The sequence below is a fragment of the Corallococcus sp. CA047B genome (genome assembly GCF_003612065.1).
Lineage (GTDB): Bacteria > Myxococcota > Myxococcia > Myxococcales > Myxococcaceae > Corallococcus > Corallococcus praedator.
Map to the genome: position 1 here is coordinate 1 of NZ_RAWD01000135.1, position 24037 is coordinate 24037.

Annotated in this window: 17 protein-coding genes, 2 tRNA genes and 1 pseudogene; 12 read left to right on the plus strand and 8 right to left on the minus strand. The window is 70.6% G+C overall.

What is annotated here, in order from left to right:
- The 3 genes and pseudogenes from D7X74_RS21090 to D7X74_RS21100 form a co-directional block, all read left to right on the plus strand.
- Positions 1 to 295, plus strand: a pseudogene (locus tag D7X74_RS21090) (hypothetical protein); the annotation flags it as partial.
- A 52-nt stretch (positions 296 to 347) separates the two neighbouring features.
- Positions 348 to 1250 (plus strand): tRNA (adenosine(37)-N6)-dimethylallyltransferase MiaA, encoded by a 903-nt coding sequence (gene miaA / locus D7X74_RS21095; RefSeq protein ID WP_120534787.1) that lies wholly within the window; start codon positions 348 to 350, stop codon positions 1248 to 1250.
- Positions 1251 to 1426: 176 nt separating this feature from the next.
- Positions 1427 to 2020 (plus strand): HdeD family acid-resistance protein, encoded by a 594-nt coding sequence (locus D7X74_RS21100; protein ID WP_120534788.1) that lies wholly within the window; start codon positions 1427 to 1429, stop codon positions 2018 to 2020.
- A gap of 30 nt (positions 2021 to 2050) precedes the next feature.
- On the opposite strand, the gene D7X74_RS21105 is transcribed toward D7X74_RS21100, so the two are convergent.
- The 4 genes from D7X74_RS21105 to D7X74_RS21120 form a co-directional block, all read right to left on the minus strand.
- Entirely contained in the window at positions 2051 to 2200 is a 150-nt protein-coding gene (locus D7X74_RS21105; protein WP_199741867.1) for a hypothetical protein, read from the minus strand.
- 195 nt (positions 2201 to 2395) lie between these two features.
- A complete protein-coding gene (locus tag D7X74_RS21110; RefSeq protein ID WP_120534790.1) occupies positions 2396 to 4129 on the minus strand; it encodes a two-component system response regulator in 1734 nt (577 codons plus the stop codon).
- Between the two features lie 25 nt (positions 4130 to 4154).
- Complete coding sequence (locus D7X74_RS21115; RefSeq protein WP_120534791.1) at positions 4155 to 5111, minus strand: diguanylate cyclase; 957 nt, start codon at positions 5109 to 5111, stop codon at positions 4155 to 4157.
- Positions 5112 to 5708: 597 nt separating this feature from the next.
- Positions 5709 to 6452, minus strand: a complete 744-nt coding sequence (locus D7X74_RS21120; RefSeq protein ID WP_120534792.1) for a M48 family metallopeptidase — start codon at positions 6450 to 6452, stop codon at positions 5709 to 5711.
- Positions 6453 to 6551: 99 nt separating this feature from the next.
- Between D7X74_RS21120 and D7X74_RS21125 the strand changes: the two genes are divergently transcribed.
- From D7X74_RS21125 to D7X74_RS21145, 5 genes are all read left to right on the plus strand, one after another.
- Positions 6552 to 6637, plus strand: a tRNA-Leu gene (locus tag D7X74_RS21125).
- Positions 6638 to 6730: 93 nt separating this feature from the next.
- Positions 6731 to 7396: a response regulator gene (locus D7X74_RS21130; RefSeq protein WP_120534793.1), complete on the plus strand. Its 666-nt coding sequence runs from the start codon at positions 6731 to 6733 to the stop codon at positions 7394 to 7396.
- Between the two features lie 23 nt (positions 7397 to 7419).
- Complete coding sequence (locus D7X74_RS21135; protein WP_199741868.1) at positions 7420 to 8796, plus strand: RsmB/NOP family class I SAM-dependent RNA methyltransferase; 1377 nt, start codon at positions 7420 to 7422, stop codon at positions 8794 to 8796.
- 54 nt (positions 8797 to 8850) lie between these two features.
- Positions 8851 to 9267 carry a hypothetical protein gene (locus D7X74_RS21140; RefSeq protein WP_120534794.1) on the plus strand — a complete coding sequence of 139 codons (417 nt, stop codon included), beginning with the start codon at positions 8851 to 8853 and terminating at the stop codon, positions 9265 to 9267.
- 66 nt (positions 9268 to 9333) lie between these two features.
- Positions 9334 to 9406 (plus strand) — tRNA-Ala (locus D7X74_RS21145).
- 112 nt (positions 9407 to 9518) lie between these two features.
- Here D7X74_RS21145 and D7X74_RS21150 read toward each other — a convergent pair.
- The gene (locus D7X74_RS21150; RefSeq protein WP_120534795.1) at positions 9519 to 13367 is read right to left on the minus strand and encodes an ATP-binding protein; all 3849 of its coding nucleotides are present in this window, start codon (positions 13365 to 13367) and stop codon (positions 9519 to 9521) included.
- 165 nt (positions 13368 to 13532) lie between these two features.
- Entirely contained in the window at positions 13533 to 14453 is a 921-nt protein-coding gene (locus D7X74_RS21155; protein ID WP_120534796.1) for a class I fructose-bisphosphate aldolase, read from the minus strand.
- Between the two features lie 234 nt (positions 14454 to 14687).
- Between D7X74_RS21155 and D7X74_RS21160 the strand changes: the two genes are divergently transcribed.
- Positions 14688 to 16574 carry a TolC family protein gene (locus tag D7X74_RS21160; RefSeq protein WP_120534802.1) on the plus strand — a complete coding sequence of 629 codons (1887 nt, stop codon included), beginning with the start codon at positions 14688 to 14690 and terminating at the stop codon, positions 16572 to 16574.
- 66 nt (positions 16575 to 16640) lie between these two features.
- Positions 16641 to 17276: a phospholipid-binding protein MlaC gene (locus tag D7X74_RS21165; protein ID WP_120534797.1), complete on the plus strand. Its 636-nt coding sequence runs from the start codon at positions 16641 to 16643 to the stop codon at positions 17274 to 17276.
- Between the two features lie 68 nt (positions 17277 to 17344).
- Here D7X74_RS21165 and D7X74_RS21170 read toward each other — a convergent pair whose 3' ends face one another.
- Together D7X74_RS21170 and D7X74_RS21175 are read right to left on the minus strand one after the other, a co-directional pair.
- Positions 17345 to 18529, minus strand: coding sequence for an N-acetyltransferase (locus D7X74_RS21170; protein ID WP_120534798.1), 1185 nt, complete (start codon positions 18527 to 18529; stop codon positions 17345 to 17347).
- 9 nt (positions 18530 to 18538) lie between these two features.
- A complete protein-coding gene (locus tag D7X74_RS21175; protein ID WP_120534799.1) occupies positions 18539 to 20092 on the minus strand; it encodes a pyridoxal phosphate-dependent aminotransferase family protein in 1554 nt (517 codons plus the stop codon).
- A 428-nt stretch (positions 20093 to 20520) separates the two neighbouring features.
- Between D7X74_RS21175 and D7X74_RS21180 the strand changes: the two genes are divergently transcribed.
- Together D7X74_RS21180 and D7X74_RS21185 are read left to right on the plus strand one after the other, a co-directional pair.
- A complete protein-coding gene (locus tag D7X74_RS21180) occupies positions 20521 to 22989 on the plus strand; it encodes an RND family transporter (protein WP_233595681.1) in 2469 nt (822 codons plus the stop codon).
- Positions 22986 to 23972 (plus strand): phosphatase PAP2 family protein, encoded by a 987-nt coding sequence (locus D7X74_RS21185; RefSeq protein ID WP_233595680.1) that lies wholly within the window; start codon positions 22986 to 22988, stop codon positions 23970 to 23972. Before D7X74_RS21180 ends, D7X74_RS21185 begins: the two co-directional genes overlap by 4 nt.
- Positions 23973 to 24037: the final 65 nt, after the last annotated feature.

The window sequence follows — 24037 nt, forward strand, 5'->3', positions numbered from 1 at the left end:
CGCCGGGACCCCGTGGAACGTGCTGAGCCGAGCCACCGAGGCCGCGCTCGTCGCGGTGGGCACGCTGGCGTGGGATGTGGATTCGCGGTGGGAAGCGCAGGGGGCCGGGGATGTGGCCCGGGTGCTGCTGCTCAATGCCCTGTTGCCCGAGCCGACCGTCGCGGGCCGGGCCGCGCTGGTGGGTGCAGCCGGGCGGGTGTTGTCGTCGGTGGAGACGGCGAGGCTCGTGTTCGCACGCGATGCCTCCGCGGCGGCGGTGGTCCGGGCGCGGTTGGACGCGGACGGGCGGACGTAGGCCAGGGCTCGCTCCTGGCGCGTGACTGCGTTACAGGGGGCGTCGGAGGCGGATGACGGTGGTTGAGACGCGGGTGCCGTTGACGGTGATCGCAGGGCCCACGGCGTCGGGAAAGACGGCGCTGGCCATCGCCTGGGCGCGCGAGGCGGGCGGAGAGATTGTCAGCGCGGACTCTCAGCAGGTGTACCGCGCCTTCGACATCGGCACCGCGAAGCCTTCCCCCGACGAGCTGTCCGCCGTGCCGCACCACCTCGTGTCGGCCGTGGATCCGCTGGAGACCTTCTCCGCCGCCGAGTACCAGCGCCGCGCGGACGCGGCCATCGCGGACATCGCTTCACGTGGACGCGCGGTGTTCGTCGTTGGAGGCACCGGCCTCTACCTCCGCGTCCTCCTGCATGGGGTGGTGGACGCTCCCGGCGCCCTGCCGTCGCTGCGCGCGGAGCTGGAGGCGGTGGCGGCGGAGCAGGGGAGGGAGGCCGTGCACCGCCGGCTGGCCGAGGTGGATCCGGAGACCGCGACGAAGCTGCCGCCCCAGGACCTGGTGCGCGTCGTCCGGGCGCTGGAGATCCACGCCCAGACGGGCGTCCCGGCCTCGGAGTTCCGCCGCGCCCATGCCTTCGCGCCGGACCGCTACGCCTTCCGCCTGTTCGTGCTCAACCCTCCGCGCGAAGCGCTGTACGCCGCCATCAACGCGCGCACGGAGGCGCTGTTCGCCCGGGGGCTCGTGGAGGAGACGCGGTCCCTCCTGGAGCGCGGTTACGCGGACGCGGCGCCCATGCGCAGCGTCGGCTACGTGCAGGCGCGCGCCGTGGTGGAAGGGCGGATGACACGCGAGGAGGCCATCCTCGACACCGCGCAGGAGACGCGGCGGTACGCCAAGCGTCAGCTCACCTGGTTCCGCCGGGAGCCCGGCGCGGTGTTCCTCGAGCCTCCCTACGCTCGCCCCGAACCCTGATCAGGGGTGGCGCCAGGGCACGCGCTCGCTGGTCCGTCCTGCCTGAAGTGAAGGCGGATTGTTGCCACCCGCGGGCGCTCCCATGTTGCACGGGAAACGCTTCCAGTGAGTCCGCTCCCGGACCGGCAGGCGGCCGAGGGTGCTCGATGCCGGGAGCCACCACAGCGGAGATCGCGATGGAAACGAGATTTGAACGCGCGCCGGAGACCCGACCGGAGCGTCCTTCCAAGGGCGCCTCGGCCGTCTGGGGCGCCCCCTTCCTCCTGGGCATGCTGACAGCGGCCGCCGGCATCGTGCTGCTGGGAGCCACCTTCTTCACCAGCATGGTCACCATCTTCTTCATCGGAATGATGCTGGTGATTGGCGGCATCGCGGAGATCGTCGCTGGCGTCCGGCTGCGCGCCCAGGGCGGCGGCCCGTTCTGGTCCTTCATCCTGGGCGGCCTCCTCACCTCCGTGGTCGGCATCCTCGCCGTCGTGTTCCCGGGGGCAGGGCTTGCCTCCCTCACGCTGCTGCTCGCCGGCTTCTTCTTCGCCAACGGCCTCTTCCACGTCATCACGTCCGTCATGGACCGCTATCCCCAGTGGGGTTGGGACGCGGCCTTCGGCCTCATCTCCGTCTTCCTGGGCATCAGCGTCATGGCGCAGTGGCCCACGTCCTCCGTCTGGCTGGTGGGGACGCTCGTCGGGGTCGGCGTGTTCTTCCGAGGCATCGCGATGATGTCCGGTTCACTGGCGCTGCGTCGGGGCATCCGCCAGGTCACGGCCTGACGAAAGCCGGCCCCGGGCCGGGCGGAATCCTCACTGGAAGCCGTCCGGCAGGGTCGCACCTGTAGTGAATTCAAAGATAGCTGCGGGTGAAGTCCAGCCCGCGTAGCGGATGCGGTAGATGACGCCGTTCGCATCGTCCGCGACGAGCAGCGTGCCGTCGGCCGCGACCGCCGTGCCCACCAGACGCCCGAACTGCGTTCTTCCGGCCCAGCCCGCTCGCCACCACCAACTGCGTGCACGCAAGCGAGAGGCAGAGCAGGGCACCTGCGAAGAGACGGGAGGTCGTGGTCATGGGGCGGCCTCCGTGCGCACGGCCACCCCGACGCACAAGCCATCCGTCGGTCCAGGCCCGGTGTCCGACGCCCCACGCGACAGTCAGGAGGCGTAGCGGTCCTCGCCAAACGGCTCCACGGAGGCAGGGCGCACGATGGCCGGCGTGCCGAGCGGCTCCGGCACGCGTCCGGTGAGCTGGCAGAGCAGGCGGTCCGGGTTCACCGGCTTGGGCAGGAAGGCCTCCGCACCCGCGTCGAGCGCGCGCTGCCGTACGTGCGGACGGTTGAGGCCGCTCATCACCAGCACGCGGGTGTCCCGGGTGAGCGGGTGTTGCTTGAGGCCCTCGCACAGGCGCAGGCCGTCCACCCAGTGCAGCACCACGTCCAGGAGGATTGCGGTGGGCGGACGCCGCGCCACCGCGCAGAACAGCGCCAGCTCATCCGCGAAGGACACCACGCGCGCGCCGGTGCTCTCCAACAGCAGCGTCAGTGCCTCACGCGTGTCCGCGTCGTCGTCCACCACGTAGTACAGGTCCGGCTCCACCTCCGGCACCATCGTGGGCACGGGCTCCATCGGCGTGCGCAGCCACGAGCCCACCACTTCCCGCACGCCCGCCCAGCGCGCCGCGGCCAGCAGGGACAGCGGGGTGGGGGCATTGAGTCCCAGCACGCCGCCGCCATACACGCTGCCCAGGGTGTGCTTCGAGCGCGCCGCGACGAAGGCCGCCGGGGCCCGCTTGCCCGCGCGCCGCAGCCACGTGACGGCGCGCGCTCCGGCCGCCGCGTCCTCCATCAGCTCGCCCAGCCCGTCGCGCACATACCGGCGCTCCAGCGACGCCGCATCCAGGCCCCCGTCCAGCAGCGCCACGGCGGCGCGGCTGCACGACGCCAGCGTCTCCGACAGGCCCACCTGCAGCGGGTGACCGAAGGCGGCCGGCCCCACCACCAGTTGCCCGGGCGCCACCAGCGTGCGGCCGGGGCCGTAGGGCAGGCGCGTCGTCTCCAGCGCGGCGACCTCGAAGCCTTCCTCCAGCAGGCCGTCGCGCGCGGCCATCATCAGCACCTGGCACAGGTCCGCGGGCGTCACCGCCGCGCCGAAGGCCAGCGCGTACACGGAGCCCGCGCCCGGGATGAGGAACAGCGCATCCACCGCGGGCAGCGGCGACACCCAGAGGCGCGCCACCGGCATCAGCTCCCGGCCCACCATCGCGCCCTTGAGCCGTGCCTGCACCGCGGGCATGGACGGCGCCGGACGGAAACCCTTGAAGAAGGCATCCCCCAGCAGCGGCCCCGCGCCAGCGGCCAGCGCCACCGCGTGGAAGCGCTCGCCACTGCCCTGCGCGCGGACGACCAGCGGCCCCGCGTTGCGCACCGCCGTGGGCGCATCCGGCGCGGGCGCCTGCCGCTCCACGCGCTCCACGTTGCGGTTCACGAAGCGAGCGCCCTGGGAACTGGCCGCCGTGGACAGCACCTGCCGCACCTGATCCAGGCCGCCTTCGCCCTGCGGCCAGCCATCCACCACCCACAGGCCTCCGGGCGCGCACGGCAAGAGCTCACGCTCGCCCTGCGAGATGATCTCCACGCCGCGCAGTTCGTGCGTGCGCCACTCGGGCGGGATGCGGCAGCCGAGCGCCGCCAGCCGCGAGCGGCATTCAGGAGTCAGCAGGGCAGGGGGGGCGGTGCGCTCCTCGGTGCCCCCCGCGTAGATGCGCACGTCCAGGGCCACGCCCCGCGCGCGACCATTGAAGAGCAGCGAGGCCGCGAGCCCCGCACCCGCGATGCCGCCGCCGACGATCGCCACCCTTGAACCACTCGCCAGCTTGCTGATCCCGCTCATCGCGCGCCCTCGATCCTTCCCGCCATCAGTGCCGCTGCGCCGGCGAGCCATGGAGCGACTGGCCGTACACCACCACCCGGTCGCGTCCTTCCCGCTTGGCCTCGTACAGCGCGGCGTCCGCCGCCTTCAGCAATGCTTCCGTGCTCTCGCGCGGGCCTTCGACCGTGTGGTCCGCCACGCCCACGCTGATGCTCAGACCGAACGGCGCCGGGCGACCGTCACTGCGCTGCACGTTCACGCCGCGCAATTCCGTGCGCAGCCGCTCCGCGAACACGGCCGCTTCCATGGACGTCTGGTGGGGCAGCAGCACCACGAACTCGTCGCCGCCGAAGCGCGCCGCGAAGTCGGACTCGCGCAGGTTGCCCTGCATCAGCGTGGCCAGGGACAGGATGGCGCGGTTGCCCACGTCGTGCCCCATGCCGTCGTTGATGGCCTTCAGGTGATCCAGGTCGATGACCACCACGCTCAGCGCGTAGCCGTAGCGCTGGGCGCGCTTGAACTCGTCGTCCAGCCGCACCGACAGCGCCCGGAAGTTCGCCAGGCCCGTGAGCGCGTCCGTCTGCGCCAGCACCTGGAGCTTGCGCTGCTGCTCGCTCTGGCGCACCGCCCGGTCGATGCGGGCGAGCAGCTCGCGCGAGCTCGCCGGCTTGTGGATGAAGTCCACGGCGCCCATCTCCAGACACTTCTCCAGGGTCGCCTCGTCCGCGTCCCCTGTGAGGAAGATGACGGGCACCGTCTCCGTGCGCACGTCGCCCTGGAGCGTCTCCAGGACCGCCAGCCCATCCCCGGAGGGCAGGAACCGGTCCAGGAGGACGAGGTCCGGGCGGTGCTCTCGCGCCAGCTCCACACCCGCGCCCGCGTCCGCCGCGGCCAGGATGTCGAAGCGGGGGGCGAGCAGGTCCATCAGACCTTCGCGCACACCGGTGTCGTCTTCGATGATGAGGAGAAGCGCCCGCTCACTGCCGCGGCCGTGCCGTTCCATGAACTGGTTCGCTCCGCTCGCCTTGCCAGAAATGGCAGGCCGAAAGTCTCGGGCGCCACGCCCCTCGAGGTGCTCCCCTCGCCCTTGCGCCCCACGCGCACCCGCCGCCGCCTCATCCTGCAAGCACCCACCCACCCATCCAGACTTCACCCGAGACCTCCGGCTGCCAAGCCCGTCCGCCTCCGCGAGGCTCCAGGGCCTTCCTGCCCGGGTTACCTGCGTGTCCCTGCCCGAGAGCAAAGCGTGTGCCCCGGAGATCCAGACGCGCGTGGACCTCTTTTCAGGGGGTTGCGACACACCTGACGCGTCGGACGTCCGGAGGATCGGAAGACGTTGCAGCACCCGGGCATGCGCTCCCGGTAGGAATTGCCGGACGGGAGGGCAACGGAGGGCCTTGCGCGAAGGCGGCCGCCGCGCGGTGGCTCGGGGGATCCATCCGCCCCGGACGGCGCTGGAGGGCAGCGCCATCAACAGAGCTTAAACGTCGTTCCAGGCGACGCCCTACCGTACCGCGGGGAGGCTTCATCGTCGGCTGGACGCCAGGCCGACCAAGCCTCCCGTTGCTTCGACTCCGCTTCAACGACCCGACGTCGGACTTCAGCGTCGCTGGGTGAACTGGACGCGACGGCCGCCCATGGGGGGCATCACCGGCGGGGCTTCCAGGCCGAACTGCCACCAGAGCGGCTCGTAGGGCTTCATCTTCAGGCGCTTGTCGTTCTGCAGCTGGGCGAGGCTGCCCTTGAGCTTCTCATCGGACGGGTTCTGCTCCACGCCCCGGGCGAGCACGCGCTGGGCGGCGTCCTTGTCCTTCTGCTGCAAGAGGCACCAGGCGTACACGGCCCAGACGATGGATTCCTTCTTGCCGCTCTTCACCGCGGCCTCGAAGGAGGCCTTCATGGCGTCCTTGTCGTTGAGGCGGAAGTGCAGGGCGCCCTCCATGGCCTTGGCCATGTAGTTGCGGCCGCTGGCCTGCTTCAGGTGCGGCTTCGCGCCTTCAATGTCCTTCACCATGTACTTGAGCATGCCGATCTGGGCGTGGATCTCCGGACCGATGAGGAACTGCCACTTGTCCCAGACGAGGCCCTGCTCCAGCGTCTTGACGGCCCGGTCCACGCGGCCCTGGGCCTCCTTCTGGTTGGCGGGCTGGCCCTGGAGATCATTCTGGACCGTGGTCATGAGCGCCTGGACCCGGGTGGAGACCCGGCGGGCGAGCACGATGTAGGCGGCGAAGAGGGCGATGACGCCGGGCACGATGCCGGCCCACCAGGAGAAGCCGCCGACCAGCTTGACCAGCACGGCGACCGCCAGCCCGATGGCCAGGGAGATGAGAAGGTTGTACATGCGCAGCCCCTTTAGCGGTGTGCGTGGACCACCGCAATCTTCGGATGCACACGAACCGAAGGCGCGATATACGTTCGGCCGCCTCGCTTTCACCCAAGGGGCCCTCTGTCGAAATTGGTAGACGAGGCGGACTCAAAATCCGCTGCGGCTGACCCCGCGTCCCGGTTCGAGTCCGGGGAGGGCCATTCCCCCAAACGCAGCACCGGCGTCCGAGATGCCGCCTCCTTCGGATGACCGACCGTGAAAGCACCCCTTTGTCCTCCGCGCTGGGAGTCGCGATGAAGGTTCTGCTGGTCGAGGACGATCCGAGCCTCCGCGAAGGAATGGGTGAGCTGGTCTCCGAGCTGGCGGACGTGCAGGCGGTGGGCACCATCCATGAAGCGCTGTCCGCCCTCCAGACGGACCGCTTCGAGCTGGTGATGAGCGACCTGCGCATCGCGGGCAACCACAACGACGGCAAGGGCATCCTGGAAGCAGCGCGTCGTCGCCTGCACCCGGTGGTCATCGTCAGCGCCGCCGGTCCCGACGAGGTCGTCCAGGCCCTGCACCCCTTCGAGCCCGACGCGCTCCTGATGAAGCCCTTCCAGGTGGACGACATCATGGGGCTGGTCGAGCGCTTCCTCGACCTGAAGCGTCAGGCGCTCGCCGCCGCGGAGGCGCCGCTGGCGCCAGACTCGCCGGCCTGGACGGAGTTCGCGCCGGGCGCACGTTCGGCCAGCCCGGAGTCGGAGGCCCCCCGGACCTGGGTGCGGCTGACGTCCGGAGCGGAGCATCGCTGGCCCCCGCCTCATCGTGGCCAGGGGGTCCTCCTGGTGGAGGGCGACCTGGAGCTGGACGGGGAACGCTATGCCGCGCCCTGCTACCTGTTCCTCGGCCTGGGGGCGTCTCCCCAGACGCGGACGCGGACGGGCGCGCTGGCGGTGTGCGTGCCGCTGCGCGACTGAAGCGAAGAAGAGGACACACCCCCGTGGAGATTCCCCTCTGGCCTTCGCCGCATGATCCGTCGCGCCTGGGGCGTCCGTCCCGGCGCGCGGCCACCGCCGCCCTGGAGACCCACATCGCGGTGCTCAAGGGGGATCCGCTGAAGGCGGCGCTCGCCAACGCGCTGCGCGATGCCGAGGGGCTGGGCGGGCAGGAGCGGCGGTTCGTGGCGATGGCGTCGCGCGAGCTGTCTCGGCACATGCGGCTGCTGGACCTGGCGGCGCGGCTGCTGGGCCACTCGCACGCGAAGATCGTCATGACGGAGGACCAGGCGCTGGTGCGCTACACGCTCTGGCGCCGGCTCTTCTGTGGCGAGGGCTGGACACGCATCGGCCCGGAGGTGCGATTGCCGGGCCCGGTGCGGCCGCGCACCCTGCATGACGCGGTGCTGGAGGGCCTGGTCACGAAGCCGCTTCCGGAGGTTCCCTCCTCGGAGTCGGAGTCCGTCGCGGATCGGCTGGCCACCCGGTACTCCTTCCCGGGGTGGCTCACCCAGCGGCTGGCGGACGTCTACCCGGAAGCGACGCTGGCCGGACTGATGGCGTCCCTGGATGAAGAGCCCGCGCTGCACTTCCGCGTGCGGCCGGCGGGGACCCGGGACGCGGTGCTCGCGGCGCTGGCGGAGGAGGGCGTGGTGGCGGAGGCGGTGCCGTCCTCGCCGGACGCGCTGCGCGTCGCGGATGCCAGCCACCGCATCTTCGAGACGAAGGTGATGAAGTCCCGGCGGCTCCAGGTGCAGGACGTGGGCAGCCAGCTCATCGTCCAGGCGTGTGTGCCGCCCGGGGGTTCGCTCGTGGGGCTCACCGTGGCGGACATCTGCGCGGGGGCCGGGGGCAAGACGCTGGGGCTGGCGGACGCGGTGGGCGCGAAGGGGCGGGTGCTCGCGGGAGACCGCTCCAAGCGGCGGCTGGCGGACGCGCGGGAGCGGGTGCGCGAGTTCAGCCTCAAGCAGGTGACGTTCCCGCACCCGGTGCCACTGGAGGCGGTGGACGTGGTGCTGGTGGACGCGCCGTGCAGCGGCACGGGGTCGCTGGCGCGCGAGCCGGATCAGAAGTGGAAGCTCACCGCCAAGGCCATCAAGGAGTTCCAGACCACCCAGTCCGCGCTGCTGGCGGAGGTGGCCGCGAAGGTGAAGCCCGGGGCGCGCATCGTCTATGCCACGTGCTCGGTGCTGCCGGAGGAGAACGACCGGGTGGTGGAGGGCTTCCTCGCGAAGCATCCGGACTTCGCGCTGGAGCCGGTGGGGGAGGGGTGGCCGCCGGAGCTCCAGGTGGGTGTGGACGGGCCGTACCTGCGCGCCCTGCCGCCCCGCGTCCCCGGTGGGGGCTTCTTCGCCGCGCGCCTCGTCCGCAAGCCGGGTTGACAGTCGGCGAGCCGCCACGTTACGCACGAACGACTTCTCCTGAGGGTGACAGCCGTGGCAGCAGACCCGAAGCAGTCCGAAGTGATGAAGCAGATCAACGAGGCCTTCCAGGCGGCCGAGTCCAAGCTCGCCAAGCTGCGTGAGGCCGTCGAGCGCAACACGGAGCTGGCGCGCGCCAACGGCAAGGCCGCGTTCCTCAAGGACAAGAAGGAGCAGACGCACCGGGAGTTCGGTGAGGCCGTCTGGCAGAGCATCCAGCAGGGCCGCCTGACGCTGCCCCCGGGCTTCGACCGGTTCCTCGCGGCCATCGCGGCCGCCGAGAAGGCGTCCGCGGATCACGCCGCGCAGCTCACGGATCTGCTCCGGGAAGGAGAAGAGGCCGCGGAGCGGTTGAAGGTGTCGAAGCCTCCGGTCGCGAAAAGTGTCGCGCGGCCTCAAACAGTTGTGGCAACTGGAACGAAGAAACGGTAGAAGTGCGCCGCCTTCGCAGGGCGGAACCGCTCCCCACAAGCGGTACCGGCAGCATGTAGAAAAGAAGGGGCCATAGCTCAGCTGGGAGAGCGCCTGAATGGCATTCAGGAGGTCACCGGTTCGATCCCGGTTGGCTCCACTCTGAAATGGAAAAGGCCCGCGAGAGAAATCTCGCGGGCCTTTTGCTTTGCGGGCTCGTCCCCAGCTTCGGGCCGCGCATCGCCGGAACGGTGGTCCGCGCGAGGGGGTTGCTACAGCGCGTTCCCCACCTTGCCTGGAGGCACACCGGGCGCGTGACGGGGCAGCCGCACCGTGAAGGTGGTGCCGGCGTCGGCCGTGGACTCCACCCCCACGGTGCCGCCGTGGGCTTCCACCAACTGCTTCACGATGTAGAGCCCCAGCCCGATGCTCCGGCCGCTGTTGTCCCCGTCGCTGCTGGCGCGCTGGAGCGGTTGGAACAGCCGCCCCAGCCGCTCGGGGGGGATGGGCGTCCCCTGGTTGTGGACGGACAGGGTCACGCTGTCGTCGTCGGCCCAGGTCGTGATGTCGACCGGGGTGTCCCGGGGGCTGTACTTGAGGGCGTTGGTCACCAGGTTCTGGGCCATCTGTCCCAGCCGGTCCGGATCCCACTCGCCGTGACCGTCGCCCGTGGTGCGCTTGTGGATCTCCCGATCCGGGTGCGTCGCTTCAATCTCCTCCAGCACGCCATGGAGGACCGCATGCAGATCCGAGGGACGCCGCTGGATGCGGATGCCTCCCCCCAGGCGGGACTGGGTGAAGTCGAGCAGGTCGCGGATCATCCGGTGGGCCCGCTCCGCGGCGGTCTGGATCCGGCTCACGGCCTTGATGCTGCGCGCGTCCAACTCCTCGTGGCGCATCAGGCTGGCGGAGCCCAGGAGGATGGCGCTCACGGGGTTGCGAAGGTCATGGCTGACGATGCCGATGAGCTGTTGCTCGAAGTCCGCGCGCTGCTGCGTCTGCGCCTGGGCTTCGTGCAGCTCGTGGATGTCCGTGGAGGTGCCCACCCACTTGAGCACCCGGCCCTCCGCGTCCTTCAGGGGCAGGGCGCGCACCAGGTTCCAGCGGTGCGTGCCGTCCCGGCCGAGCACCCGGTGCTCCTCCTGGTAGAGCGTCCGCTCCCGCTGGGCGGTCGCCCACGCTTCCCGGGCCTGGTCGCGCTGCTCGGGGTGGATGATGTCCAGGTAGCCATCGCCCAGCAGCCCCGCCGCGGGCGTGCCGGTGTAGCGGGGCAGCACGTCGTTCACGTAGGTGATGTCGCCGTCGGGCCCGGCGGTGAAGACCGCCTCCGGCAGGGCCTCCGCGAGCGTGCGGAACTCCTCCTCGCTGCGGCGGAGCGTCTCCTCGGCGGACTTGCGCTCGGTGACGTCGTGCATCGCGCCCACCATGCGCAGGGCCCTGCCAGCGCCGTCACGCACCACCCAGCCCCGGTCCTCCACGAGGGCATACGTGCCGTCCTTGCGGCGGAACCGGTACTCGCTCCACCATTCGCTGCCGCCGGGCGCGTCGATGATGGCGTGGATGCTGTTCACGACGCGGTCCCGGTCATCCGGGTGGATGCACTCGCTCCACCAGGTGGATTCGGGCCGCACCGCGTCGCTCGCGTAGCCGAACAGCGTCTGCACGCCCTCGCTCCAGGTGATCTCACGGGTGCGCAGGTTCCAGTCCCAGATGGCGTCCTTCGTGGCCCGGGTGGCCAGCCGGTAGCGCGTGTCGGAGAGCTCGAGGGCCTGGAGCAGGTGCTCGCGCTGGACGCGGGCGCGCGCGCCACTCACCGTTCCCTCCAGTCGCGCCACCAGCTCGCGGACGCCGAAGGGCTTCACGAGGTAGTCGTCCGCGCCGGCCTGGAGCCCCTCCACCTTCGCCTCCTCACCCGCCCGCGCCGACAGGAGGATGACCGGGACGTGGGCCGTGCGCGCGTCCGCCTTCAGCTCACGCAGCAGCCCGAAGCCGTCCAGCCCCGGCATCATCACGTCCGACACCACCACGTCCGGCGGCCGCTCCCGCGCCACGGCGAGCGCGGCCTGCCCGTCCGCCACGGCCTCCACCGTGAAGCGGCCTTCAAGCGACCGCAGCACATAGGTCCGCATGTCCACGCTGTCGTCCACCAGCAGGACGTGGCCCTCCGGGGCCCCGGAAGTGGAAGGGGCTTCCCGGGGCGGAGCGGAGGTCTCGCTTGAGGAGGACTCCGGGGAGGCGGGAAGCCACGACGACGCTTCCCGCACGAGCGCTTCCATCGTCGCGTTCCTGGGGATGCCCCGCGGACGGTCCCGGCGCAGGTCGAGCGGCAGGCGGGCCGTACCCGTGGGCAGCGACACCGTGAAGGTGCTGCCCCGGCCCTCCGTGCTCTCCACGCGGACCGTGCCTCCATGCAACGTCACCAGCTCCTGGACGAGGGCCAGTCCGATGCCGCTCCCCTCATGGCTGCGCCCCCGGAGCGCTTCCACCCGGTGGAAGCGCTCGAAGACGCGGGGCACCTCCGCCAGGGGGATGCCGGTGCCCGTGTCGCTGACGGACAGCTCCACCCGGTCGCCGCGCCACTTCAGCCGGACGGAGATCTCTCCCTCGAAGGTGAACTTGAAGGCATTGGAGACGAGGTTGAGGACGACCTTCTCCCAGAGTTCGCGGTCCACCCAGACGGGCTCGGGCAGGGGAGGGCAGTCCACCACCAGCCGCATCCCCGCCTTCGCGATCAGCGCGTCAAAGGCCGTCGCCAGTCCGGCGGTGAGCTCCGCCAGGTCGGTGGGTTCGAAGGAGGCCTGCATCCGGCCCGCCTCCAGCCGGCTGAAGTCGAGCAGGCTGTTGACCAGCCCGAGCAGCCGCTGGCCGTTGCGCCGCGCCAGCTCGAGCCGCTCCCCCTGCCGGGGCTCCAGCGGGTGCTCCGCGTCCGTGAGCACGTCCTCCAAGGGACCCAGCAGCAGGGTCAGCGGCGTGCGGAACTCATGACTGACGTTGGAGAAGAAGGCCGTCTTCGCCCGGTCCACTTCCATCAGCGCGTCGGCGCGCTGCCGGGCCTCTTCGAGGGTGCGGGCGCTGGCGATCGCGGAGCCCAGGCCGCTGGCCACCAGCTCCAGGAACGAGCGGTAGGACGCGTCCAGGGAGAGCCGGGGGGACAGTCCCAGGACGAGCAGGCCCGCCGCGTCGGATTCGCCGGAGCCGCCCATGGGCAGGACGAGCGCGGAGTCTGGCGGGGGCACGCCCTCGCGAAGGGGCAGGACGCCGAAGCGCTCCGCCAGTCCGCCCACGCGCTCGGCCTGCCCGGAGCGGCCCCCCTGGGGCAGCGGCCAGGGCGCGGGGGCTCCGGGGCGCGGGATCATCCGTGCAGGACCGGCGGGGCTGTCCGCCTCCAGGCCCATCCAGGCCTCGAGCGAGGCCCCGGCGCCCGCCTCGTCGAGCCGGTACAGCAGCGCGAAGGGGAGGTCCGCCGGGTTCGAGGCCAGGGCCTCCATGGCCCGGTCCCGCGCGTCGTGGACCCGGAGGCTCCCCGTGGTGCGCGTGGCCAGCTCCTGCAGCGTCCGGAGGCGGCGCGCGTCCAGCACCCGATGGGTGGTTTCGACCGCGGTGTCGAGCACGCCCCCGATGCCGCCCGTCTCGTCGCGGATGGGGCTGTACGAGAAGGTGAAGTAGCACTCCTCGGTGAAGCCCTGGCGCTCCAGGAAGAGGAGCTGATCCTCCGACAGGGTGGCGCGAGCGTCGATGCGCACCTGTTCGAGCATGGGGCCGATGATGGGCCAGATCTCCGTCCAGACCTCCCGCCCGGGTCGCCCCATCGCCTGCGGGTGCTTGCCGCCCAGCATGGGGCGGTACGCGTCGTTGTAGAGCTTCACGAGCCGCGGCCCCCAGAACACCAGCATGGGGAAGCGGGAATGGAGGCAGGTGCTCACCGAGGTGCGCAACGACTGCGGCCAATCCTTCACCGGGCCCAGCGGCGTCTTCGACCAGTCCATGGAGCGCATCAGGGCGCCCATGTCACCGCCCCCGGCGAGGACCTCGTGGACCGCACGCGCCTCGTCGCCCAGGGACGCCTCCCCGGGGCGCGGCTCCGGACTGTCAGGAGAGGGCATCCTGAGTCGGCGCATCATGGGTATATCCGTAATGGAGCCCCTGCCCGGGTGCCACGGAAGGAGGCCGGACGCGGGGCCGCCCACCCGCCAGGCGGACCTCCATCACGGCCATCGACCGGACAGGGGAGGGGGCGCCCCTCCCGGACCTCGCGGGGGAGGTCGGAAGGGGCGCGGATGCGACGACTACTTGCCGGCGAAGATGTTCATCACGTCCTTGAGCAGCTTCACGGACTCGCCGTGCGGACGCTGGAACGCGTTGCGGCCCATGATGGAGCCGAAGCCGCCACCCTGGTGGATCTGCTTGATGTCGTCGATGAGCGCCGACGTCTCCTTCGCCTCGCCGCCGGAGAAGATGACGATGCGCTTGCCGTTGAACGCGGAGCGCACGACTTCGCGCACGCGGTCCGACAGCGTCTTGGTGGGGATGTTGGCCTTCTCGAAGGCCTTCTTCGCCTCGGCCTGCTCCAGGAAGTCCGTGGGGGGCTTCACCTTGATGATGTGCGCACCCAGCTGCGCGCTGATCTGCGCCGCGTACGCCACCACGTCGATGGCCGTCTCGCCCTCCTTGGACAGGGCGCCGCGCGGGTAGGCCCACAGCACGGTGGGCAGGCCGTAGGACTTGGCCTCCGCGATGATGTCGCGCAGGTCCTCGTACTGCTCGTTGCGGGCGGCCGAGCCCGGGTAGATGGTGTAGCCCACCGCCGCGCAGCCCAGGCGCACCGCGTCCTTCACGGACGACGTCACCGCGGACATGGGCGCGGCCGTCTTGGCCAGCGAGTCGGAGTTGTTCACCTTGAGGATGAGGGGAATCTCACCGGCCAGCTTGCCGGCGACGGCCTCCAGGAAGCCCAGCGGCGCCGCGTACGCGTTGCAGCCCGACTCGATGGCCAGCTGCACGTGGTAGTCCGGATCATACCCGGCCGGGTTGGGACCGAAGGAGCGCGCGGGGCCGTGCTCGAAGCCCTGATCCACCGGGAGGATGACGAGCTTGCCGGTGCCCGCGAGCGTGCCGGTGTTCAGCAGCCGCGCCAGGTTCGTCAGCGTGCCGGGGTTGTCGGAGGGGTACCAGGACAGGATCTGCTTGACGCGGTCGGTGTATGCCATGGGGATTTCCTTGAAGGAAGGCGTCGAACTCGGCGCGGGATTCTGCGACCCCTCCGCGCGCCGACCAAGCACTGTCTGAAATGAATGTCGTCGATTGTCACGCGCGCTACGGGGCCTCCTCGCGCGGGCGGGACTGGGCGGAAGCAGACATCTGGCGCTGCGCGCCGGAGCACAGAAATGCTGCACCGGCGCGGGCTTCCGGATATGCCCGCCGCACACGAGGCGGACCACAGCATGGGCAGAGAAGTCGGCAGGGTCGTCGCAGTGGCAATGATGCTCACGGGCGGTGTTTCGGGCGCGCAGCTCTCCCCCACGACCGCTCCCTCGAACGCCCCGGGAACGGGGGCTCCGGGCACCGCGGCCCCCTCTCCCGGCAGCCTGTCACCCGCCACCATTCCCTCGCCGGGCGCCTCGGGAAGTCCGGGCACGCCGGGCATGCCCGGAACCTCCGGAACGGGGGCCTCCTCCGGCAACCCCGCCTCGGGCACCGGTTCGATGCTGCCACCCGGGCCAACGCCGCTGAACCCGGGGCAGGCGGCCGAGGCAGGCAACGCCGCCCAGCGGGCCACCAGCACCGCGCCGAAGACGTCCACGACGATGCAGGGCACGCCGGGCGCGGGTGCCCCGCCAGGCGCGGGTGTCCCCCCCACGACGGGTGCCCCGGGAACAGGTGTCCCGGGTGTCGGCGCCACGCCAGGCGCGGGCGCCGGGGCCAACGCTCCGGGCGGTGTCGTCCCCGGGAACGGTCCGCCCGGAGACAGTGCGTCCGCGACAGGGAAGGCGCCGGGAGCCGTCGCCGGCACGAAGCCGCCCAAGGGTCCCATCACCCTGGCCCAACTGGTGGCGCTGGCGCGCACCCAGGACGCGCGCGTGGCGGAGGCGAGCGCGGAGCTGCGCAAGTTCCAGGCGCTGCACCAGCAGGCGAAGTGGGCCTGGTTCCCCAAGTTCGAAATCACCCTGGGCGCGGGCGGCCCCGTCCCCGAGGCGCGCAACGACGGCCTGGGCGGCCCGCCCACCACGGAGGCGTCGCTGGAGGGCGACTGGAACTTCGGCAAGGTGGGCGTGACGGTGTTCTCCACCGGCAACGCGGTGCTGCCGCTGTACACGTTCGGCAAGCTGACCGCGCTGGAGAAGGCGGGCGCGCAGGGCCCCATTGTCGGCGCGGCGTTGCGCGAGCGCGTGCGCGCGGAGGCCGGCTTCCAGGCCGCGCAGGCGTACTACGGCTATCAGCTGGCGCGCACCGGCCTGAAGCAGCTGGAGGACGTGGCCAAGCGCCTCAAGGACGCGGGCGACCGCATCGACGCGCTGCTCAAGGAGGACTCGGATCAGGTGTCGAAGCTGGACACGTACAAGGTGGGGTACTTCCGCCAGCTCGTGGAAGGGCAGCGCGCCAGCGCCCTGCAGGGGGAGCAGTTCGCGCTCACCGCCATCCGGCTGCTGGCCAGCGCCGCCCCGGAGGATCAGGTGGAGGTGGTGGAGGAGGAGCTGCCGCTGCGCGAGGACGTGAAGGTGCCCGACCTGGAGACCGCGCTGAAGGAAGCCAGCGAGCGCCGTCCGGAGCTCAAGGCCATCTCCGCCGGCATCGTCGCGCGCGAGCAGGAGGTCCTCATCCGCGAGCGCAGCTTCTATCCGGACCTGGGCCTCGCGGGCTTCTACGACCTGCGCTGGACGAGCAGCGCCACGCGCCAGCGCAGCCCCTTCGCGTACGATCCGTACAACGACCGCACCGTGGGCCTGGGCCTCGTGGTGCGCGGCACCTTCGACATCCCCATCAAGGACGCGCAGTTGGATCAGGCCCGCGCGGAGCTGGACAAGCTGCGCGCGCAGGAACAGACGCTCAAGGCCGGCATCCAGTTGGAAGTTACCCAGGTGCAGAGCCAGCTCGTCGCGGCCTACGCCCGGGCGAAGTCCTTCACGGAGGCGGAGAAGAACGCGAAGCGCTGGGCCACGGCCGCCTACGCGGCCTTCGATCTGGGCACCGGTGACACCCGCGAACTGGTGGACTCCTTCACCGCGCTGGCCCAGGCGTCGGCGGAGCGGGGCAAGAGCTGGTTCGATGTGCGCGTGGGGATGGCCTCCCTGGCGCGCGTGACGGGTGCCGTCCCGGCCTCGGATGAATAACCCTTCCAGGCCGCCAGTCTTCTAACGCGTCGTTTCACGCGTCCCTCAACCCGGAGCTTCATCAAAATGATTGCTTCCCTGCTTGCCGCCACGCTGCTTGCCGCCGCGCCCGTGACTCCGCTCAATGTCGTGAAGTCGGGCAACGCGGACGTCCAGAAGGCCGCCAACGCGCCGGGCGCCACCGTCCAGTCGCTCGCGTCCGTCGTGGAGAAGTTCGTCGACTTCGGGGAGCTGGCCAAGCGCGCCATGGGTGAGAAGGCCTGGGAGGGCCTCACCCCCGCGCAGCGCAAGGACTTCACCGACACCATGACGGGGCTGCTGCGCGCCTCGTACGCCCAGAAGGCCATCGGGCAGGCGAAGGCGGAGGTGGCCTACGGCAAGGAGAGCGTGCAGGGGAACGAGGCCACGGTCGACACGAAGCTCACCGTGAAGTCGGATCAGGTGCCCGTGGACTACAAGCTCTACCGGACCTCCGCGAAGACGGACTGGCGCATCTACGACGTCATCACCGACGAGGTCTCCCTGGTGGACACGTACAGCGGCCAGTTCCGGAAGATCCTCCAGACGAAGGGCTTCGACGGCCTGCTGACGACGCTCAAGTCCAAGCGCGCCCAGCTGGAGAAGCAGAACGCTGAGACGAGCGCGGCCTCGGTGAAGGACACCGCCGCCAGCACCACGGGCGCCGCCCCCCAGGCGAAGTAGCAGGGCAGGGCGCGTGTCCGCCCGGGCCAGCGTGCCCGGGCGGAAGCGTCCTCAGGGGGCCATGAAGCTCAGACGGGCCGCTGGAACACGCGGTACGTCTTGGAGCGCTGGCCGCCCATGGACTCGATGGCGCGGTTGACCAGGTGGTTGTCCTCCAGCGTCCAGGAGACCTCCCCACCCGTGTAGCCCAGCGCCTTCGCGGTGCGCAGCGTGTCCAGGTACAGGATGGCGTCCAGGCCGCGGCGCCGGTAGCCCTCCTTGATGCCCAGCGTGAGCAGGCGCAGCCGCTTGAGGCGGCGCGAGGCCAGCACCAGCTTCACCAGGCCAATGGGCAGGCCGAACGTGGTGAGGCGCCCGTTGGCGGCCTTGAAGGCCGGGTTGGCGTCCGGCAGCGTCATGGAGAAGGCGACGGGCTCCCCCTTCACCTCCGCGATGAGCACCAGCTCCGGCCGGACAATGGCCTTCATCTCCTTGGCCATGTGGTCGAACTCGCGCTCGGTGAACGGGATGAAGCCCCAGTTCTTCTCCCAGGCGGAGTTGTAGATCTCCTTGATGCGCGCGACCTCCGCGGGGAAGTCCTTCAGGTTCACGGGGCGCACGGTGATGCCCTCGCGCTGACGGATCTTCTCCGCGATGCGGGCCACCTTCGCCGGCGGCTCCGCGGACGAGGACAGCTCCCACGCCCACAGGTCCTTCGCCTTGGTGAAGCCGCACGTCTCCAGCAGCCCCAGGTAGTACGTGGGGTTGTACGGCATCATCAGCGCGGGGGGCGTGTCGAAGCCCTCCACGAGCAGGCCCCAGTCCTGGTTGGAGGAGAAGTTGGCCGGCCCCAGCACCCGGTCGATGCCGCGCGCCTTCAGCCACGCGCTGGCGGCGTCCAGGAGGCCCCGGGCGACGCCCGCGTCGTTCACGCACTCGAAGAGGCCGAAGAAGCCCTCCTTCGTGCCGTGGACCTCCATGTGGCGCGGGTTCTTGATGGCGGCCACGCGGCCCACCACCTCCGTGCCACGCCGCGCGAGGAACAGCTCCACCTCCGCGTAGTCGAAGAAGGGGTTCTTCTTCGGGTCCAGGAAGTCCTTGCGCTCCATCTCCAGCGGCGGGACCCAGTTCGGGTCGTCACGGTAGAGGCCATACGGCAGCCGGATGAAGGCCATCCGGTCCGCGGCGCCGCGCACGGGCGTCACCTGGACGTCCGAGGGCATGGGGGGAAGGGTGGAGGAGGCGACGGCGTCGTGCTCGGCGGGGTGGGCCATGAGTAAAGCTCAGTTCCTTTCGGCCTGGTTGCCGTCGGAGGAACCGTCGCCGTTGCGCATGAAGAGGTGGGCGCCCTTCTCCAGGAGCAGGCCCCCCAGCTCGCTGCGCTTCTCCCAGAGCTTCTTGGGCGCGCCGCCCAGCCGGCGCAGGTCCTCCGGCTGGAGGTTCGCCGCGCGCCAGGTGAGCTGCTCCACCGCGTCGAAGAACTTGCCCGCCATCTCGCGCGACGACATGCGCGACAGCTGCTCCAGTGAGAAGCCCTTGTCCGCGAGCAGGCCGGCGGAGCCCGCGGCCCACGTCTCGCTCGCCTTGTTGCCGCGCACGCCGCTGCCCGGCCGGGCGATCTGCACCGGCTCGTACACCGTGGGGCGCGTCTCCGGGATGACGTTCAGCTTGCGGCCGATCTTCTCGAAGGTGTCCAGCACCTGATCCAGCTGCGCGTCGGTGTGCGTGGCCATGTAGCTGGTGCGGATGAGCGCGTGGCCCGCCTCCACCGCCGGGGGAATCACGGGGTTGGCGAACACGCCCGCCTCGTGCAGCGCGCGCCAGAAGCGGAAGCACTTCACCTGGTCGCCAATGTGCACCGGCACCACCGGCGTCACCGACACGCCCGTGTCGAAGCCCATGGCGCGGAAGCCGTTGTGCATCTTCTCCGCGATGTCCAGCAGACGCGCGCGGCGCTCCGGCTCCGCCTCGATGATCTCTGTCGCCTTGAGCGCCGCCGCGATGGACGCGGGCGTCATGGACGCGGAGAAGATGACCGAGCGGGCCTTGTGGCGGATGTAGTTGATGACGTCGAACGGACCCGCGAGCACGCCGCCCAGCGACGCGAAGCTCTTGGAGAACGTCCCCATCACCAGGTCCACGTCCTTCTCCAGGCCGAAGTACTCGGAGGTGCCCCGGCCCAGCTCGCCCAGCACGCCCATGGCGTGCGCGTCATCCGTCATCACGCGGGCGTTGTACTGCTTGGACAGCTCCACGATGCGGGGCAGGTTGCAGACGTCGCCCTCCATGGAGAACACGCCGTCCGTGACGATGATCTTCCCGGCGCCCGGCTCCGCGGCGGCCAGCAGCTGCTCCAGGTGCTCCATGTCGTTGTGGCGGAACTTGCGCTCCGTCGCGAACGACAGGCGCACGCCGTCCACCAGCGACGCGTGGTTCTGGCGGTCGCTGAAGACGATGTCGTGGCGGCCCAGGATGGACGCGAGCGCCAGGTTCGTCTGGAAGCCGGTGGAGATGACGATGGCGGACTCGCGGTTGAGGAACTTCGCCAGCCGCGCCTCCAACTCCTCATGCAGCGCGAGCGTGCCGTTGAGCAGGCGAGACCCGGAGCACGTGGTGCCGAACTTCTCCGTCGCCTTGATGGCCGCTTCCTTCACGCGCGGATCCGCGGCGAGGCCCAGGTAGTTGTTCGAGCCCACCATGATGACCCGGCGACCTTCGATCTCCACCTCCGTGGAGCCATGCGACGCTTCGATCGCCCGGAAGTACGGATACAGGCCGGTGGCCTTGGCGATGCGGTAGTCCTTCCAGGTACGGCACTTGTCGAACACGTCGCTCATGGTGGTCTTTCTTACGCATCGGGGGGTGATCCGAGCCGCTCTCCATATGCAGGGCTCGCTCCGTTTTCGGACCGCCCGGCGCGCGTGACCACCCAGGGGACGACGCGTGGGGGTGAATAAAGAGGGAAATCCACACTGTCAAGGCGGGGACGGTTCCGTCGCTCGTCGCGTGGGGCATCCGTGTCAGAGCGCGCCTTGACACGGATGCCGTATCGGTGGCACGCCGCGCCTCCAGGACACTGTCCTCCAGTGAGAGTTCCAACACCCCGGGCACACACGGGTTCACACGGGGAATGGGTTCCACGGGGCCGGCTGTTTCGGGTGCCGGGTTTGTGGCCGGCTTCTTGCTTTGCCGGCACGCATCAGAGGAGCAAACGGTGTCCCAGACGCGACGACAGCGGTGGTTCGACGGTTTCATCGGGGCGGCGATGTCGCGGCCCTGGCACGTGCTGCTCGCTGTTGCCCTGGTGACGGTCGCCGCGGGCCTCTTCGCGTCGCGGTTGGAGTTCCGGGGCTCCTTCGTGGAGCTGCTCCCGGAGGGCGCCCCGGAGGTCCGGGATCTGACACGCGTGTCAGAGAAGGCGGGGGGTGACGGGTACCTCGTCATCATGGCGAAGGGTGGAACACCGCAGGCCCTCAAAACCTACGCCGCCGAACTTCAGAAGCGTCTGGAGGCCCTCCCGGAGGTCCGCTACGTCGAGCACCACTACGACGTCGCCTTCTTCCGCCGCCACGGGCTGCTCCTGCTGCCCACGCAGAAGGTCGCCGCGCTCCGCGAGGATCTGGAGGCCCGGGTCCGCTACGAGAAGGAGCGCGCCAGCCCCCTGTTCGTGGACCTGGGCGCGGAGGAGGCGCCGCCGACCTTCGAGGAGATCGCCCGCAAGCACACGCCGGACACGGCGCTGCCGGAGACGCTTTCGAGCAAGGACGGCTCGGAGGTCTACCTGATGATCAAGCCGTCGGGGACGGCGGGGGACCTGGAGTTCGCCCGGCGCTTCGTGGCGACGGCGCTGGACACCGGCCGCAAGCTCGCGGCCGAGCAGTACCCGGGCGTGACGCTGGAGGCGACGGGCAACTTCCAGAACCGCATTGAAGAGGACGCGGTGATGCGCCGCGACCTGTCAAACGCGGGCCTGCTGTCCGCGCTCATCGCGGTGGGGCTCATCCTGCTGGCGACGCGGCGCGTGTCGGCGCTGGCGGTGGTGGGCGTGCCGGTGGTGGTGGGGCTGGTGCTGACGTTCGCGTTCGCGCAGGGCGCGATCGGGCACCTCAACATCGTGACGGGCTTCCTCGTCGCCATCCTCATCGGCCTGGGCATCGAGTACGGCGTGCACCTGGCGATGCGCTACTGGGAGGAGCGGGAGCGGCACGGGGTGCGCGAGGCGCTGGCGGCCACGGTGCGCGGCACCTTCAGCGGCGCCATCACGTCCGCCCTCACCAACGCGGCAGCCTTCTTCGTGCTGATGCTGGCGCAGTTCCACGCGTTCCAGCAGTTCGGCCTGCTCGCGGGCCTGGGCGTGCTGATGGCGGTGCTGTCCGCGTATGCGCTGGGCCCGTCGCTGCTCGCCATCGCCGAGCGCATCCGGCCCTTCCGCAAGGACTCCGCGCAGGACTCCGCGGCCCAGGCGACGGCGCCCGCAGCGCCGGCCGTGCCGCGGAAGCAGTGGCGCCGCTGGCCCACGGGGCTCATCACCGCCATCGCGCTGCTGGTGGTGGGCTTCGCCGCGTACTCGGTGAAGATCGCGCCTCAACTGGGCTTCGAGACGAACCTTCGCAACCTGAAGGGGGACTCCCCGGCGTCGCGGCTGGACGACCACATCACGGAGCAGATTGGCGCGCCGCTCAACCCGGCCATCCTCGCGGTGGATTCGCTGGAGCAGGTGCGGCAGGTGGAGGCCGTCATCGCCCAGGTGAAGGCGAAGAACGGCGCGGACTCCGTGTTCCTGCGCACCGCGTCCCTGAGCGACCTCGTGCCCTCGGACGCGGCGGGCCACGCGGCGGAGCTGGGTGGCATCCGCTCGCTCCTGGACGGGCTGCCGAAGTCCGCGCAGGACGATGCCCGGGTCCGCGAGTTCCGCGACATGGTGGACGCGAAGCCCTATGGCCTGGATCAGGTGCCTCCGGAGGCGCGCCGCCGGTTCGAGGCGCTGGACGGCAAGGGCATGTTCCTGCTGCTGTTCCCGTCGGTGTCCAACTACGACACGCAGGACCTGAACCGCTGGGCGGCGCAGCTGGATCAGGTGGTCGTCGGAGCGAAGGAGAAGGGCATCGACCTGGCGGTGCTGGACAGCAACCGCATCGCGGCGCGCATCTTCTCGCTGGTGCGCGGAGACGGTCCGTTCATCCTCTGGTCCGCGGCGGCGGTGGTGTTCGGGGTCATCCTGATCAGCATGCGCAGCTTCAAGAAGGCGCTGCTGGTGGCGGGCCCGCTGTTCCTGGGGATGACCTGTCTGGCGGGCGGGATGTACCTGTTCGACGTGCAGCTCAACTTCATCAACGCGGTGGTGCTGCCCAACCTGCTGGCCATCGCGGTGGACAACTCGGTGCACCTGTTCCACCGGTACGAGGAAGAGGGCCCCGGGTCGCTGGGCCGGGTGGTGCGCAACACGGGCTTCGCGGCGGTGGTGGCCACCCTGTCCAACGCGGCGGGCTACGGCGCGCTGATGGTCGCGAACCACCAGGGCTTGCGGAGCATCGGGCAGATTGCGCTGCTGGGGGTCGTGTCCACCTTCTTGGGGACGACAGTGTTCTTCCCGGCCATGCTGGCGCTGCTGGAGCGGTGGAAGGGGCGGCGGTCCGCGGTGGTGCCCGAAGCAGGGGCGGTGGTGCGGAGCCTCAATCTCGGGGGGGCCGGCGAGCTGCCAGCCGAATCGCCGGGGGAGCGCAAATCGGCGTGAACATCTGGTCTTTCAGCGAGGGGCGCTTGCGTCCCCATTCCCAGGTCCGTTTCCCCGCGGAAGAGGCGCTCGTGCGCTTCCGTCAGGTGGACATCGTCCTGATGGCCGCCTGCTCGGTGGCGGCCCTGGTGTGCGTGGGGCCTGCCCGCTGGGCGCCGCACTCCCTGCGCAGCGCCTGTCTGTTCGGCCTGATGGCGCTGGGCGTGCCGCTGCTGCGCCTCTTGGAGGCGCGCTTTCCTCGCCAGCCGCTCATCGCCATCGCGGCGGACTTCTGGCTGCTGCCCGTGTCAGCCCTGTCGCACGGGTGGCTGGGGCCCATCGTCGACTGGATGAACCCGCTGATAAAGGACGCCCAGCTCATCGCGGTGGACGAGCGCCTCTTCGGCTTCCAGGCGGCGGTGGCGCTGTCGCACGTGGTGCCGCCGTGGGCCAACGACGTGCTGATGCTCTGCTACTACGGCCACTTCATCTGGCCGCTCTTGCTGGGCGTCTTCCTGTACGCGCGCGGCCGGGGCCCCACGCCGGGCTTCGATGAGTACCTGCTGGGCCTGGGCCTGCTCTTGAGCTTCAACTACGCGGCGTACTCGCTGGTGCCCGCGGTGGGGCCGCGCTACTTCCTCGTCGGCGCCTTCGACGGCGGCCTGCGTGGGTGGGTGCTCACGCCGCTCCTGGAATCGATGATGCGCGGGCCGGTGTACACCCGGGACTGCTTCCCGTCCGGGCACACCGGGGTGGCGCTGGTGGTGCTCTTCTATGCCTTCCGGTTCGCGCGGCGCTTCTTCTGGGTGATGCTGTTCCCCGGGCTGGGCCTCATCTTCGCGACGCTGGCGGGGCGCTTCCACTACACCATCGACCTGGTGTGCGCGGTGCCGCTGGTCCTGGTGGTGACGGGGCTGGCCCTGGCGCTGTCCCGGGCCGCCCGGCAGCGCGCGGTGGAACAGAACGCGCGCTCCGTGCCCGTGGACGCTATCGTCAGGCCCTGAACCGCCAGCCGCTCATCCCCACAGTCGGGGAGGACGTGCGCTGGCGCCCCTCCAGAGGCCCGCCC